The following is a 14,759-nucleotide window of genomic DNA, read 5'->3' as shown; positions in this document are numbered from 1 at the left end:
CCCGATGGCGAAGAAGTCCAAGAAGCAGCAGTCCGGCGGAACCCCGGCGACGGTGGCGCTCACCGCGGCGGGCGTGGAGCACACGGTCCACGCCTACGACCACGACCCGTCCCACCCCTCCTACGGCGAGGAGGCGGCCGAGGCGATGGGCGCCTCCCCCGAGCGCGTCTTCAAGACGCTGGTGGCCGAGGTGGACGGCGCTCTGACGGTGGCCGTGGTCCCCGTCTCCGGCTCCCTCGACCTCAAGGCGCTGGCGTCGGCGGTGGGCGGCAAGCGGGCCGCGATGGCCGACCCTGTCCTCGCGGAGCGGACGACGGGCTATGTCCGGGGCGGCATCTCCCCGCTGGGCCAGCGCAAGCGCCTGCCCACGGTCCTGGACGCCTCGGCCGAGGACCACACCACGATCTGCGTCTCGGCGGGCCGCCGGGGCCTGGAGGTGGAGCTGGCGCCCAAGGCGCTGGCGGGGCTGACCTCGGCGGTGCTGGCGCCGATCGCCCGCGCGTAGGGCCCGGGACATGCCCGAGGGCCCCGGCTCCGGGGCCCTCGGTACGCGCTCGGCCATCTGCCGCGGCTGGTCATCTGACGGGGTTGGCCATCTGCCGCGGTCGGCCTAATGTCGCGGCGGCGGGCCGTACTCGCCCGGGACGTAGTCCTCGTGCTCCTCCGGGTCACGCGGCCCGAAGAGCGCCGTCAGCCCCAGATGGACCAGGAGCGCGGCGAACGGCCAGGCCAGCAGCGCACCCTTGGCACCCAGGCGCAGGGGCGCCGCGAAGGTGACCCCGGCGCCGACCGCCTTCGCGCGGGCGATGACGTCCTGCGCGGGTCCGAGCCACACCCCGAGCCGCCAGGCCAGCAGCGATGCCAGCAGCCCGCCGACCCCGAGACCGACCGCGAGCGGCACTCCACCGCGCCGGCGCACCAGGAACACGCCGAGCGCGCTGAGGGCGCCGAAGGCGAGGCCCAGCAGGGTGAACGTGCCGTCCACCCCGACCGCCTGCTCGCCCTCGCTGTCCTTGAGGTACACCACCCAACTGTGGTCGGCCGTGTCGCCGACGAGCGGCACGTGCGGGGCGAGCTGCCACCACAGCACGCCGAGCAGCGCCCCGCTCAGCGCCACCAGCGCCGCGATCACGGCGGCCTCCCGCACTTCGGTCTTCATTCCGGGGCCGTCCTGTTCGTACCGTTCCGCGGCCGGCTCGTCGGCGGGCGGTCCCTGCCGGACCGGGTGCGCGGAGTCTTCGTGCGGCGGCGGAGGGGGAGTCAACGGTGCGGTCACCCTGACATCGTGCCAGGTCGTGCTGTGGGCCGCGTCACCGGACGGCGGCCCGGCGATAGGCCCGGGTGGCGACCGCCAGCGAGATCACGCCGACGCCCGCGCACACCCCCAGGTCAGCGAGGACCACGGCCCAGTCGGGGTGCGGGCCGAAGGTGCGGGCGTACGCCTCGACGCCGTAGGTCGAGGGCAGCAGGTCGCGGGCCAGCCGGACGATCTGAGGCATCCGGTCGGCGGGCAGCACGCCGAGCAGCAGCGCCGCGGACATGCCGAGCTGACCGAGGAGGGTGGCGAGTTCGGGGCGCGGGGCGAGCAGTCCGCAGGCGGCGCCGACGCCGGAGAGCGCGGCACCGGCGAGCGGGATCACCGCCAGCAGCACCCACAGGTTGGACACCGGCAGCCCGAACAGCGCGCAGCCGAACAGCGCGGTGACCAGGGTGCCGGGCACGGTGAAGGAGGCGTACGCGGCCGCCGCGCCCAGCACCACGGCGGCGGGCGGTACCGGCAGGGTGGCGTAGTGGTCGAGGCCGCCGCTCGCGCGCAACTGGCCGAAGTACTGCGAGAGCAGGTTCAGGGCCACGTAGGCGACGACCAGCACGGAGGAACCGGCCACCACCGACCACGCCTCGGGGCCGCCGTCGACGACCCCGCGCATCATCACGGCGATGCCGACGGACTGGAAGACGGCCACGAACAGCAGCGGGATGCGCGCCACCCGGGCGCGGGAGAGCTGGGCGCGGTAGACGGCGGCCAGCGACGGCCCGAACTGCGCGGGCGGGCCCAGTTCGACCGCGCGCCGGGCCTGCCCGGGCACGGTCCGCACGGCACCGTCGGCGACCTCCGCGGGTACGACACTCACGACGAGCTGCTCCTCTTCCCGACGGCGGCGGGGGCGCCGTCTCCCAGGGACCACGGCGTCCACGGGGACCATACGGACGCGGCGGATTCCGCGCTCATCCCTTCACCAGCCCCTGCCGGGCCGCGCCGCCGAGCGCGAGGTAGACGTCCTCGAGGCTCGGGGTGGCGAGGGTGAAGTCGTCCAGCGCGGCGAACGCGGCGCCGCCGGTGACGGTAGCGACGGCGGCCCGCGCCTCCTCGGGGGCGAGCCGCAGCGTCCAGCGGCGGCCGGACTCGGTGGCCCGCTTCCGCAGGGCGGCGACCTCGGGCACCTCCAGGGGCGCCCGCTCCCGCCACACCAGCTCGACGCGCACCTCGCCGGAGACGCGCTCCTTGAGCCCGGCCGGGGTGTCACAGGCGATCACCCGGCCGCGGTCGAGGACGGCGACCCGGTCGAGGACGGTCTCGGCCTCGATGACGTTGTGGGTGACGAGCAGCACGGTCGTGCCGCGCTCGGCGCGCCGGCGGTCCACGGCGCTCCACACCGCACGCCGGGCCACCGGGTCCATGCCGGTGGTGGGCTCGTCCAGGACGAGCAGCGGGCGGTCCCCGACGAGCGCGGCGGCCACGCAGGCGAGCCGCCGCTGTCCGCCGGACAGCTTGGTCAGCGGGCGCCCGGCGAGGGGGCCGAGTTCCAGCTCGTCCAGGACGGCGTCGCGCTCCACGCGCGCCCGCCGGGCGTCCAGGCCGCGCAGCCGCGCGGTGGTCTCGACGGCGAGGGCGACGGTCAGCTCGTCCAGGGCGGAGGACTCCTGGCCGAGGTAGGCGAGGATGCGGGCGGCCCGCTCGGGGTGGCGCACGATGTCGTGGCCGAGGATCTCGACGCTGCCGGAGTCGGGGCGCAGCAGCCCGGTGAGCTGGCGGACGAGGGTGGACTTGCCCGCGCCGTTCGGCCCGAGAAGGCCGAAGACCTCGCCGCCGCGCACCTGGAGGTCCACCTGGTCGGTGGCCCGGACCTCGGGCGTACCGGGGGCTTGGCGCCGTCCCTTGACGGGCGGGTAGGTCTTGCTGAGCCCGCGCACGCGTACGGCCTCGTCGTACCGAAGTGCCTGTCCCGCGCGCGTACTCACAAGGGAGGAGCGTACGGGGTGCGGGCCCTTTACTCGTCTTTGGGGCACCTCATCTCGGCATCCGCCGGTTCCGCCCCGGCAGGGTCCCGGTTCAGTCCCCGCTCACTCGGCGGCCGGGGTGTCGGCGGCCGCCGCGGGGACGTCGAACTCCCGCCAGAAGCCCGCCCGGATGGCGTAACGGTCGTGCTCGTCGATCTGGTCGTCCTTGTGGGCGAGCAGGCCGAAGCGGGCGGCGTAGCGCAGCAGCTCGCCGTCGATGCGGTGCGGGATGCGCGGGTACATCGCGGACAGCCGGTGCAGATGGCCCTGGTCACCGAGCCGGGACATCCAGCGGCGGGCGAAGACCTGGCCGACCTCGTAGGGGTCGCCGCCGACGGTGGTGATGTCCTCCTCGCGGTCCGCCCAGCGCTGCTCGGCGGTGGTGAGCTGCGCGAGCGTCGGCATGGAGGCGACCTCGGGCGGCTCGGCGGGGGTGCCGGGCCGGTCCACCCAGCCCTTGTCGGAGGACCAGCGCAGGGTGGCGCTGGAGGGGTGCTGCCCGGCGTGCGGGGCGGCCGTGCCGGGTGCGCGCAGCGCGGCGAGGTCCTTGGGGGTGGGGACGCCTTTGGCGGCGCTGGGGCGCTCCTCGGTGCCGTTGCGGGCCGGGCCCGTCGCCGGGTGGGGGTGCGCGGTCTCCTCGTCGGCGCGTTCCCCGGCGGGGGCGAGCGCGGACTCGGGCAGCGGGGCGGAGAGGATCGCGGCGATGTCGGGGCGGGGCGGGGGCGGGGTGGCGCAGACGGCGGTGAGTTCCTTGGCGCGCACGGCCTGGATGATCCAGGCCCGGTCGAGGACGCGCCGTTCGTCGGCCTCGGCGACCAGGTCCTCGGACTGGTTGTAGTCGCCGTCGGCCGCCTGGACGGCCCACAGGTGGACGGCGACGCCGTGCTCCTTGGCGGCCATCATGCCGGGCAGCAGATCGCCGTCGCCGGTGACCAGGACGATGTCGGAACAGGCGCGGTTGCGGGCCAGCTCGGTCAGCTCGGCGTGCATGGCCGCGTCGACGCCCTTCTGCGCCCAGCGCCCGTCGGTACGGGTCAGGGCGCCGAGCCGGACGGTGACGCGGGGCATCACCCGCAGTCTGCGGTGCTCGGGCTGCGGCACCCGGTCGGGGGCGCCGTCGAACCAGTAGATGCGCAGCAGGGGGCGACCGGTCTCGGCCTCGGCGCGCTCGCGCAGGGCGTGGATGAGCGCGGGGTGGTCGACGGTGATCCGGGACCGCGAGGGCTCACCGGCGAGGAGGCTGGCGGCGGCACCCAGCAGATACCCGGCGTCCACCAGGACGATGCAGCGGTCCACGCGACTCACCCTCTTCCCCGGAGGTTTTGCTTCGGACTTCCTTCGAGTCTGCCCGACCGCCCGGGCGTTAACGGCCCGAACTCGATCTTCGGCGTGGCGTTTCCGGCGCCGGCGCCCCCACCACCCCTGTCACAGACGGTAATTATCCGACATGCGATTGATGTCAGCGTATGTGAATCTGATGTCGGCCCTGGCCCCTAGACCCCCTTCAGGAGGCAGATCCCCATGGCCAAGAACAAGAACCGCAAGCAGACCGGCCCGAAGAACCGCTCGTCCCAGGCCGAGCAGGCCCCGGAGAACTCGCAGCGGCAGGCCGCCGAGGCGCACGAGTCCGCCGCGCAGGGCACGGGCGGCGCCTCGGACTACGCCCGCAAGCAGAACAAGCGCTTCGGACACAACTGAGTGCTTTGAGAGGGCGTATGCGCCCGGCGAGCACATGAAGAAGGGGCGCACTCCCGCGGGGTGCGCCCCTTTTCACTGCTGCTTTTTCACTTCCGTACCCGGTGCGTTCAGCCCGCCAGGCAGGACGGGCCGAGCAGCACCTTGAGGTCGCCGTAGAGCGCCGGGTCGGGCTTGACCCGGTGCCGGTCCAGGCGCAGGACCGTGGTCTTGTGCGGGCCCTGGAGCTTGATCCGGACCTCGCTGTCGCCCTTGTGGTGGCTGAGGATCTCGCCGAGACGGCTGACCATGGGCGGGGTGACGCGGGTGGCCGGGATGGTGAGGATCACCGGCGCGTTGGTGCCCGCGTTGGACAGGTCGGGCACCTGGAGTTCCATGGCGACCAGCCGGGGCACGTCCTCGCGCTTGTCGAGCCGGCCCTTGACGAACACCACGGCGTCCTCGACGAGTTGGGTCGAGACGAGCTGGTAGGTCGCCGGGAAGAACATGCACTCGATGGAGCCCGCGAGGTCCTCCACGGTGGCGATCGCCCAGGCGTTGCCCTGCTTGGTCATCTTGCGCTGGAGGCCGGAGATGATGCCGCCGATGGTCACCACGGCGCCGTCGGAGTGCTCACCGCCGGTCAACTGCGAGATGCCCGCGTCCGCCTTGTCGGAGAGCACGTGCTCCAGGCCGAAGAGCGGGTGGTCGGAGACGTAGAGACCGAGCATCTCCCGCTCCTGGGCGAGGAGATAGGTCTTGTCCCACTCCTCGTCGGTGAACTGGACGTCGAGCCCGAAGCCGGGTTCGTCGCCCGTCTCCTCGCCCATGCCGCCGAAGAGGTCGAACTGCCCCTCGGCCTCCTTGCGCTTGACCGCGACCACGTTGTCGATCATCGGCTCGTACTGCGCGGTGAGGCCCTTGCGGGTGTGGTTCATGGAGTCGAAGGCGCCGGCCTTGATCAGCGACTCGGTGGTGCGCTTGTTGCAGGCGACCGCCTCGACCTTGTCGAGGTAGTCGGGGAAGGAGAGGTACTTCCCCTTGGTCTTGCGGCCCCGGATGATCGCCTCGACCACGTTGGTGCCGACGTTGCGCACCGCGGAGAGGCCGAAGAGGATCACGTCGTCGCCCTGGGCGGCGAAGTTGGACTCCGACTCGTTGACGTTCGGCGGGAGCACCTTGATGCCCATGCGGCGGCACTCGTTGAGGTAGACCGCCGACTTGTCCTTGTCGTCCTTGACGGAGGTCAGCAGTCCGGCCATGTACTCGGCCGGGTAGTTGGCCTTGAGATAGGCGGTCCAGTAGGACACCAGGCCGTACGCGGCGGAGTGCGCCTTGTTGAACGCGTATCCGGCGAACGGCACCAGCACGTCCCACAGCGCCTGGATCGCCTCGTCGCTGAAGCCCTTGTCGCGGGCGCCCTTCTGGAACAGGACGAAGTTCTTCGCCAGTTCCTCGGGCTTCTTCTTGCCCATCACGCGGCGGAGGATGTCGGCCTCGCCGAGCGAGTAGCCCGCGATGATCTGGGCGGCCTTCTGCACCTGCTCCTGGTAGACGATCAGGCCGTAGGTGACGTCCAGGACCTCCTTGAGCGGCTCCTCCAGCTCGGGGTGGATCGGCGTGATGTCCTGCTGCCCGTTCTTGCGCAGGGCGTAGTTGGTGTGGGAGTTCATGCCCATCGGGCCCGGCCGGTACAGGGCCGACACGGCGGAGATGTCTTCGAAGTTGTCCGGCTTCATCAGGCGCAGCAGCGAGCGCATGGGGCCGCCGTCGAACTGGAAGACGCCGAGGGTGTCGCCGCGCTGGAGCAGTTCGAAGGTCTTCGGGTCGTCGAGCGGGAGGCTCAGGAGATCGATGTCGATCCCCTTGTTGGCCTTCACCATCTTGACGGCGTCGTCCATGATCGTGAGGTTGCGCAGGCCCAGGAAGTCCATCTTCAGCAGGCCGAGCGACTCACAGCTCGGGTAGTCCCACTGCGTGATGGTCACACCGTCGGTGTGCCGCACCCAGACCGGGACGTGCTCGGTGATGGTCTCGCTGGACATGATCACGCCGGCGGCGTGCACACCCATCTGCCGGACCAGACCCTCCACACCGCGCGCGGTGTCGATGACCTTCTTCACGTCCGGCTCGTTCTCGTACATCCCCCGGACCTCGCCCGCCTCCGAGTAGCGGGGGTGGCTCGGGTCGGTGATGCCGGAGAGCGGGATGCCCTTGCCGAGGACGTCGGCGGGCATCGCCTTGGTGATGCGGTCGCCCATGGCGTACGGGTAGCCGAGGACGCGCGCGGAGTCCTTGATCGCGTTCTTGGCCTTGATGGTGCCGTAGGTGCCGATCATGGCGACCTTGTCGGCCCCGTACTTCTCGGTCACGTACCGGATCACCTCGACGCGCCTGCGCTCGTCGAAGTCGATGTCGACGTCGGGCATCGAGATGCGCTCGGGGTTGAGGAACCGCTCGAAGATCAGGCCGTGCGGGATCGGGTCGAGGTCGGTGATGCCCATGGCGTAGGCGACGATCGAACCGGCCGCGGAGCCTCGGCCGGGGCCGACCGCGATGCCGTTGTTCTTGGCCCACATGATGAAGTCGGCGACGACGAGGAAGTAGCCGGGGAAGCCCATCGAGATGATGACGTCCATCTCGTACTCGGCCTGCTTCTGCCGGTCCTCGGGGACACCGCCGGGGAAGCGGCGCTCCATGCCGCGGCGGACCTCCTCCTTGAACCAGGTGACCTCGGTGTAACCCTCGGGGATGTCGAACTTGGGCATGAGGTTCTTCGCCTCGAACATGCCCGTGGTGTCGACCATCTCGGCCACCAGGAGGGTGTTGGCGCAGCCCTCCTGCCAGGCGTCCGAGGAGTCGATGGCGTACATCTCGTCCGTGGACTTGAGGTAGTAGCCGGTGCCGTCGAACTTGAAGCGGTCGGGGTCGGAGAGGTTCTTGCCGGTCTGGATGCACAGCAGGGCGTCGTGGGCGGTCGCCTCGTGCGCGTACGTGTAGTGCGAGTCGTTGGTGACCAGCGGCGGGATGCCGAGCTTCTTGCCGATCTCCAGGAGGCCGTCGCGGACCCGGTGCTCGATGTCGATGCCGTGGTCCATCAGCTCCAGGAAGTACCGGTCCTTGCCGAAGATGTCCTGGTAGTCGGAGGCGGCCTTGAGTGCCTCGTCGAACTGACCGAGCCGCAGGCGGGTCTGCACCTCGCCGGAGGGGCAGCCGGTGGAGGCCACGATCCCCTCGGACCACTTGGAGATGGTCTCCTTGTCCATCCGGGGCCACTTCTGCAGCCAGCCCTCGGCGTACGCGTCGGAGGACAGCCGGAAGATGTTGTGCAGACCGGTCTTGTTCACCGCCCACATCGTCTTGTGGGTGTAACCGCCCGAGCCGGAGACGTCGTCCCGCTTCTGGTGCGGCTGGCCCCACTGGATCTTGCGCTTGTTGCGCCGGGACTCGGGGGCGACATACGCCTCGATGCCGATGATCGGGGTGATTCCGGCCTTCTTCGCGGTGTGGAAGAAGTCGTACGCCCCGTGGAGGTTGCCGTGGTCGGACATGGCGATGTGTGTCATGCCCATCTCATTGCAGGCGTTGAACATGTCCTTGAGCCGCGCGGCACCGTCCAGCAGCGAGTACTGGGTGTGGACGTGCAGGTGCGTGAAGGGCGGCTTCGACACGGTTTCGGCCTCCGGATGAACAAGAAGGGGACAGCGAGGAAGTCTATGCCCCGGCACTGACACTCACGGGCTCCGTCCACGTACCTTCGTCGGGAACCGGGCACTCCCGCGCCGCGTCGCCCGTTGGAGACGGGGGAAGCGCGCCGCGGCCGCTCCCGTCTTTTTCACACGCACCGCACCAGCACCAGGAGGCACCCCGCGATGTCGGTTCCCCAGCTCAGCGACGAGCAGCGCGGCGAGGAGATCCTCGCCGTCTTCGACACCGCCTTCGGCCGGCTCCTGGCCGCCGACCCGGCCGCGTTCCGGGTGAAGTTCCGCAAGATGGCCGCGAGCGCCTTCGCGTTCTACCGGGGCACCGCCTGCCTCTTCTACCACGACCTGGATGCCGAGAAGCGGGGCGGCCCGTACCTGGACGAGCGCACCTCGCGCGTGTGGATGCACGGCGATCTGCACGCCGAGAACTTCGGCACGTACATGGACTCCAACGGCCGCCTGGTCTTCAACGTCAACGACTTCGACGAGGCGTACGTCGGCCCCTTCACCTGGGACCTCAAGCGCTTCGCCGCCTCCATCGCGCTGATCGGGTACGCGAAGGCGCTCAGCGACGAGCAGATCACCGAGCTGGTCACGGTCTACGCGGCCGCCTACCGCGAGCGCGTCCACGCGCTGGCCACCGGCGCCAAGGACGACGAGGTGCCGCCGTTCACCCTGGACACCGCGGAGGGTCCGCTCCTGGACGCGCTGCGTGACGCCCGCTCGCTGACCCGGTTCGGGCTCCTGGAGTCGATGACCGAGATCCGCGACTTCGAGCGCCGCTTCGCGCCGGGCGGCGGCTCCATCGAGCTGGACGCCGCCACCCGGTACAAGGTCCTGGCCGCCTTCGACGGCTACCTGGAGACGCTGCCGGAGAGCAGCCTGGTCCGCCCGGAGTCGTACCGGGTGAAGGACGTCGTGGGCCGCCGGGGCGTCGGCATCGGCTCGGCCGGGCTGCCGTCGTACAACGTCCTCCTGGAGGGCGCCACCGACGCCCTGGAGAACGATGTGGTGATCTACATCAAGCAGGCCCAGACCCCGGCTGTCTCCCGGCACATCACCGACCCGGCGATCCGTGACTACTTCCAGCACGAGGGCCACCGCACGGTGATCTCCCAGCGCGCCCTCCAGGCGCACGCCGACCCGTGGCTCGGCTGGACCGAGCTGGACGGCGCGGGCCAGCTCGTCGCCGAGATCTCGCCGTACGCGGTCGACCTGGACTGGGGCGACATCGACGACCCGGAGGAGATCGCGACCGTCGTCGCCGACCTCGGCAGGGCCACGGCCACCATGCACGCGGCCGCCGACGACCAGTCCGGCGAGTCGCTGGTGCCGTTCTCCACCGAGCGCGCCATCGACGCGGCCCTCGCGGCCGACGAGGAGAGCTTCGCGCCGCTGCTGGTGGACTTCGCCCACAGCTACGGCGCCCGTGCCCGCGCCGACCACCAGATCTTCCTCGACCTGTTCCGCAACGGCCGGATTCCGGGGCTGTGACCTTCCCGGCTCCCCCGGGACCTTTGAGGTTCCCTTCACCGCGTACGTGACAGACTCTCCTCTCACCATGGACATATCCGGGACTCAGCTCAGGGCCGTGCGCGCGGCGCTGTTCACGGCCTTCACCGTGACGCTCGCCGCCGCGTCGCACGTCCTGCTGTCCCGGACCCCGCTGCCGCCGGTGACCGTGCTCGCGGTCGCCTGCGGGGTGTTCCTCGCGGCGTACGCGCTGGCGGGCCGCGAGCGCGGCTTCGGCCGCATCGCGGCCCTCCTGGTCCCGCTGGAGCTGGCGGCGGACACGGTCTTCACCACCGGGCAGCACGCCTGCTACGGCCGCGCGGGCGGCCCGGTCGCGGGCCCGCTGCACTCCCTCGGCCTCGACCTGCTGTGCCGGGGCGGAGCGGTGGGCACCCCGCTGACCCGGCTTTCCGGGGTGCCCGCGCGGGCCGCCGTACCGCTCGCCCACCCGGCCCCGGCGACCGCCTGGCTGCTGCTCGCCGCGCATGTCGCGGTGGGGCTGCTGGCGGCAGCCTGGCTGCGCCGGGGCGAGCGGGCGCTGGCCGCGCTGCTGCGCGCGGTGGCCGCGACCACGTTCCGTCCGCTGCTGCTCGCGGTGGCCGCCGTGACGGTCCGCCCGGCCCCGGCCCGCCGTCTCCCGCGCCCCCGGCCGCGCCCGGCTCGCGCGCGCGGTCTGCTTCTCTCGCACTCCCTGGGACGACGCGGCCCTCCGTGCCCGCCCGCCCTCGCCTGCCCCTGAGGGGCGGCGCCGAGCAGGACTCGGCTGCCCACACGTATCCCCGCGTACCTGTGCCCTGAGCACGTCGTGTGCGCGTCCCCTATGGAGATCACCACCATGAGCAACCGGAACACCCAGGCAGCGAAGACGGCGGCCCGCGAGCGGCTGCGCCAGGAGCGCGAGCGCGAGGCCAAGCGGGCCAAGGTCAAGCGGCAGGTCGTCGTCGGCGTCTCGGCGATAGCCGTCCTGGCCGCGGCGGGCGGCATAGGCTACGCCGTCGTCCAGGCCAACAAGCCGAGCGCCTGGGAGGCGGCCAAGACCGCCAAGGTCGTCGCGCCGGCCAACACCTCGGGCAAGGACGGCACCACGGTCGTCATCGGCAAGGACAGCGCCAAGAAGACCCTCAAGATCTACGAGGACCCGCGCTGCCCGGTGTGCGCCGAGTTCGAGCAGAAGGTCGGCACGACCGTCAAGAAGGACATCGACGACGGCACGTTCAAGTTCCAGTACGTCGGCGCCACCTTCATCGACGGCCACGACAACGGCGAGGGCTCCAAGAACGCGCTGAGCGCGCTCGGCGCCGCGCTGAACGTCAGCCCCGAGGCGTTCCTCCAGTACAAGTCCGCGCTGTACTCGGCGAAGTGGCACCCGGACGAGACGACCGACAAGTTCAAGGACGACGCCTACCTCATCAAGGTCGCCGACACCGTCCCGGCGCTGAAGAACAACGCCGGGTTCCAGAACGCGGTGAAGAAGGGCACGTACGACGCCTGGGCGATGCGCATGTCGAAGACCTTCGACGACAACAAGGACGGCGTGAGCGGCACTCCGGGCTTCGTCATGGACGGCAAGCAGCTCAACAACGGCAGTCCCCTGCTGACGGTGGCCGACTTCGACCGGGTGGTGGGCGCGGCTCTCAAGGGCTGATCCCCTTCACCGGGTGAAGAGCGGGCGAACTTTCGAAGTTCGCCCGCTCTTTCGCTTACCGATCAGTAGCCTGATCGGCCGTGACCAGACCATCGAGACCTCTCGCGGCCGCCCAGGCCCTCAACTCCCTTGCGCCCAGCCGCCGCAGCGTCGTCAAGGCCGCTGCCGCCACTGCCGCGCTCGCCGGGCCGCTCGCCGCCGCGCTCCCCGCGCGCGCCGCCACCGCCGCCCCCGTCTTCGCACACGGCGTGGCCTCCGGGGACCCGCTGCCCGACGGGGTGCTGCTGTGGACCCGGGTGACGCCCACGCCCGAGGCGCTGCCCGGCTCCGGTGTCGGCCCCGACACCGAGGTGAGCTGGACCGTCGCCCGGGACAAGGCGCTCACCTCGGTCGTCGCCTCCGGCTCGACCACCGCGACGGCCGCCGCCGACCACACCGTGAAGGCCGACATCCGGGGCCTGGAGCCCGCCACCGACTACTGGTTCCGCTTCTCCTCCGGCGGCACCGACTCCCCCGTGGCCCGCACCCGGACCGCCCCGGCCGCCGACGCGAACGTCGCCGGTCTGCGCTTCGGCGTGGTCTCCTGCGCCAACTGGGAGGCCGGCTACTTCAGCGCCTACCGCCACCTCGCGGCCCGCGGCGACCTGGACGCCTGGCTGCACCTCGGCGACTACATCTACGAGTACGGCAGCGGCGACTACGGCACCCGCGACAAGGTCGTCCGCCCGCACGCCCCCACGCACGAGATCCTCACCCTGGCCGACTACCGCGTCCGGCACGCGAAGTACAAGACGGACCCCGACCTCCAGGCGCTGCATCTGACGGCGCCGGTCGTGGCGATCTGGGACGACCACGAGTTCGCGGACAACGCCTGGTCGGGCGGCGCGACCAACCACACCGAGGGAGCGGAGGGCACTTGGTCGGCGCGTCAGGCCGCCGCCAAGCAGGCGTACTTCGAGTGGATGCCGGTCCGTCCGGCCGTCGCGGGCACCACCTACCGCAGGCTGCGCTTCGGCAGGCTGGCCGACCTCTCCCTGCTCGACCTGCGCTCCTTCCGCTCCCAGCAGGCGTCCACCGCGAGCGGCGCCGTGGACGACCCCGACCGTACGATCACCGGTCGCGCCCAGCTGGACTGGCTGAAGGCGGGGCTCAAGGCGTCGGACACCAAGTGGCGGCTGGTCGGCAACTCGGTGATGATCTCGCCGTTCTCGGTCGGCTCGCTCTCCGCCGATCTGCTCAAGCCGCTGGCCAAGCTGCTCGGCCTGCCGCAGGAGGGCATCGCCCTCAACACCGACCAGTGGGACGGCTACACCGACGACCGCCGCGAACTCCTCGCCCACCTGCGGACCAACGCCATCGGCAACACCGTCTTCCTGACCGGTGACATCCACATGGCGTGGGCCAACGACGTGCCCTACGACGCGGGCACCTATCCGCTCTCCGCTTCCGCCGCGACCGAGTTCGTGGTCACCTCGCTCACCTCGGACAACCTCGACGACATCGTGAAGGTCCCCGAGGGCACGGTCTCGGCCGTCGCCGCGCCGGTCATCCAGGCCGCCAACCGGCACGTCCACTGGGTCGACACCGACCGCCACGGCTACGGCGTCCTGGACATCACCGCCGACCGGGCGCAGATGGACTACTACGTCGTCTCCGACCGCGCGAACCCCGACGCGACCTCGGCGTGGGCACGTTCGTACCGCACCCGCAGCGGCACGCAGAAGGTCGAGCGGACCTACGACCCGGTGTAGCGGCCCGTCGCGGCGGGTCGCGCCGGGTCGCGAGGAAACCGGCACCGGCGGACAACCGGGAGGACGATCTCTGCATCTGAGGGGGTAGGTGACACTTCGTCACATGACCACGATGGGAGACACATGGCCACCCCCCAAGGTGCCTTGAAGAAGACCGCCACTCTCGCGGCCGCCATGGCCGTAGCCGGGTTCGCCTTCGCCGGCCAGGCGCAGGAGGCCTCGGCGGCACCGGCGTACGTCAATCTGACGGTGCTGGACCAGCAGGGCGCGCCCGTATACGCCCAGCCGACCAGTTCCTCCACGCGGTACCGCGTGGAGCGGGCCGGGGCGACTCTGCGCATCCAGTGCTCGACCACCAAGACGCCCTCGGGCGCCCGGTGGTTCAGGATCTACGACTCCCAGCCGACGGCCTGGGTCTACTCCGGGCACTTCGAGTCGCTGGTCCACCCGCCCAAGGAGTGCTTCCCCGGCTGAGCAACCGCCCCGGCGAGTTCCGGGGCGCCTTGAGCCGCCGGGTCGTGTCCGCGAAGTGGCGTCGTCTGCCCGCGAGCCAGGCGGGACTTTGCGGACACGGCCCAGGGGCCCGCGAAGACCGGGGAGACGCCCCCTAGAGGCTGTCGAGGAAGCCGAGTGCCACCCGCCAGGTGGCCTCGGTGGCCTCGGCGTCGTAGTCCGGGGTGTCCTGGAACATGTAGAGGTGGCCGGCGCCGGGGTAGCGGTAGACCTCGACGTCGGCACCCGCGCGGCCCATCTGGAGGTACCAGGCGCTCAGCCAGTCGTCCGTCTCGAACGGGTCCGGCTCCGCCACGTGCAGCTGCACCGGGAGTTCGTCCACCTGCGCGGACGGCGCGATGTCCGAGGTGCCCTGGAGGAGCAGCAGCCCGCGTGCCTTCTCGTCGCCGAGGGCCAGTGTCTGGGCGACGGAGGCGCCGAACGAGAATCCGGCGTAGACCAGGCCCCGCTCGGAGTAGGGTGCCGCCGCGAGCACCGCCCGCTTCAGCAGCTCGTCCTTGCCGGTCTCCTCCTTGAACTCCATGCCCTCCTCGAACGTGTCGAAGGTGCGCCCCTCGAAGAGGTCCGGCGTCCACACCTCGTGGCCGGCCGCGCGCAGCCGGTCGGCGGCGTCGCGCACCTCGGGGGTGAGCCCGAGGACGGAGTGAAAGAGCATGATGTTCATGGCCCCATGGTGCCAGC

At 71.3% G+C, this 14,759-nt stretch carries 13 protein-coding genes; 7 read left to right on the top strand and 6 right to left on the bottom strand.

Annotated features, from left to right (window positions below):
* Positions 1-4 precede the first annotated feature (4 nt).
* Entirely contained in the window at positions 5-505 is a 501-nt protein-coding gene (ybaK, locus tag ACWEEU_RS17885; protein WP_451733338.1) for a Cys-tRNA(Pro) deacylase, read from the top strand.
* Positions 506-610: 105 nt separating this feature from the next.
* On the opposite strand, the gene ACWEEU_RS17880 is transcribed toward ybaK, so the two are convergent.
* From ACWEEU_RS17880 to ACWEEU_RS17865, 4 genes are all read right to left on the bottom strand, one after another.
* Positions 611-1,276 carry a DUF2567 domain-containing protein gene (locus ACWEEU_RS17880; protein WP_451733335.1) on the bottom strand — a complete coding sequence of 222 codons (666 nt, stop codon included), beginning with the start codon at positions 1,274-1,276 and terminating at the stop codon, positions 611-613.
* A 34-nt stretch (positions 1,277-1,310) separates the two neighbouring features.
* Positions 1,311-2,132, bottom strand: coding sequence for an ABC transporter permease (locus ACWEEU_RS17875; protein WP_385745602.1), 822 nt, complete (start codon positions 2,130-2,132; stop codon positions 1,311-1,313).
* Positions 2,133-2,226: 94 nt separating this feature from the next.
* Positions 2,227-3,240, bottom strand: coding sequence for an ABC transporter ATP-binding protein (locus ACWEEU_RS17870; RefSeq protein WP_385745604.1), 1,014 nt, complete (start codon positions 3,238-3,240; stop codon positions 2,227-2,229).
* Between the two features lie 102 nt (positions 3,241-3,342).
* The gene (locus ACWEEU_RS17865; protein ID WP_451733331.1) at positions 3,343-4,575 is read right to left on the bottom strand and encodes an NYN domain-containing protein; all 1,233 of its coding nucleotides are present in this window, start codon (positions 4,573-4,575) and stop codon (positions 3,343-3,345) included.
* Positions 4,576-4,800: 225 nt separating this feature from the next.
* Here ACWEEU_RS17865 and ACWEEU_RS17860 point away from each other — a divergent pair, with 225 nt between their 5' ends.
* Positions 4,801-4,977, top strand: coding sequence for a hypothetical protein (locus ACWEEU_RS17860; RefSeq protein ID WP_385745608.1), 177 nt, complete (start codon positions 4,801-4,803; stop codon positions 4,975-4,977).
* Between the two features lie 107 nt (positions 4,978-5,084).
* On the opposite strand, the gene dnaE is transcribed toward ACWEEU_RS17860, so the two are convergent.
* Entirely contained in the window at positions 5,085-8,624 is a 3,540-nt protein-coding gene (gene dnaE, locus ACWEEU_RS17855; protein ID WP_385745610.1) for a DNA polymerase III subunit alpha, read from the bottom strand.
* 201 nt (positions 8,625-8,825) lie between these two features.
* Here dnaE and ACWEEU_RS17850 point away from each other — a divergent pair, with 201 nt between their 5' ends.
* From ACWEEU_RS17850 to ACWEEU_RS17830, 5 genes are all read left to right on the top strand, one after another.
* Positions 8,826-10,151 (top strand): DUF2252 domain-containing protein, encoded by a 1,326-nt coding sequence (locus ACWEEU_RS17850; protein ID WP_385745612.1) that lies wholly within the window; start codon positions 8,826-8,828, stop codon positions 10,149-10,151.
* A 67-nt stretch (positions 10,152-10,218) separates the two neighbouring features.
* Positions 10,219-10,908, top strand: a complete 690-nt coding sequence (locus ACWEEU_RS17845; RefSeq protein WP_451733327.1) for a hypothetical protein — start codon at positions 10,219-10,221, stop codon at positions 10,906-10,908.
* A gap of 96 nt (positions 10,909-11,004) precedes the next feature.
* The gene (locus tag ACWEEU_RS17840; RefSeq protein WP_385745616.1) at positions 11,005-11,814 is read left to right on the top strand and encodes a thioredoxin domain-containing protein; all 810 of its coding nucleotides are present in this window, start codon (positions 11,005-11,007) and stop codon (positions 11,812-11,814) included.
* An 80-nt stretch (positions 11,815-11,894) separates the two neighbouring features.
* A complete protein-coding gene (locus tag ACWEEU_RS17835; RefSeq protein ID WP_385745618.1) occupies positions 11,895-13,565 on the top strand; it encodes an alkaline phosphatase D family protein in 1,671 nt (556 codons plus the stop codon).
* Positions 13,566-13,688: 123 nt separating this feature from the next.
* On the top strand, positions 13,689-14,039 hold the full coding sequence (locus ACWEEU_RS17830) for a hypothetical protein (protein WP_385745619.1): 351 nt from the start codon (positions 13,689-13,691) through the stop codon (positions 14,037-14,039).
* Between the two features lie 133 nt (positions 14,040-14,172).
* On the opposite strand, the gene ACWEEU_RS17825 is transcribed toward ACWEEU_RS17830, so the two are convergent.
* A complete protein-coding gene (locus ACWEEU_RS17825) occupies positions 14,173-14,742 on the bottom strand; it encodes a dienelactone hydrolase family protein (protein ID WP_385745621.1) in 570 nt (189 codons plus the stop codon).
* Positions 14,743-14,759: the final 17 nt, after the last annotated feature.

Source organism: Streptomyces sp. NPDC005004 (assembly GCF_053600675.1).
Note: the sequence above shows the minus strand (reverse complement) of the source record. Positions and strands in the feature narration are given on the sequence as shown.

Coding starts and splice junctions, on each gene's coding strand:
- ybaK (WP_451733338.1), top strand. CDS start 5: ATGGCGAAGAAGTCCAAGAAGCAGCAGTCCGGCGGAACCCCGGCGACG.
- ACWEEU_RS17860 (WP_385745608.1), top strand. CDS start 4,801: ATGGCCAAGAACAAGAACCGCAAGCAGACCGGCCCGAAGAACCGCTCG.
- ACWEEU_RS17850 (WP_385745612.1), top strand. CDS start 8,826: ATGTCGGTTCCCCAGCTCAGCGACGAGCAGCGCGGCGAGGAGATCCTC.
- ACWEEU_RS17845 (WP_451733327.1), top strand. CDS start 10,219: ATGGACATATCCGGGACTCAGCTCAGGGCCGTGCGCGCGGCGCTGTTC.
- ACWEEU_RS17840 (WP_385745616.1), top strand. CDS start 11,005: ATGAGCAACCGGAACACCCAGGCAGCGAAGACGGCGGCCCGCGAGCGG.
- ACWEEU_RS17830 (WP_385745619.1), top strand. CDS start 13,689: ATGGCCACCCCCCAAGGTGCCTTGAAGAAGACCGCCACTCTCGCGGCC.
- ACWEEU_RS17825 (WP_385745621.1), bottom strand. CDS start 14,742: ATGAACATCATGCTCTTTCACTCCGTCCTCGGGCTCACCCCCGAGGTG.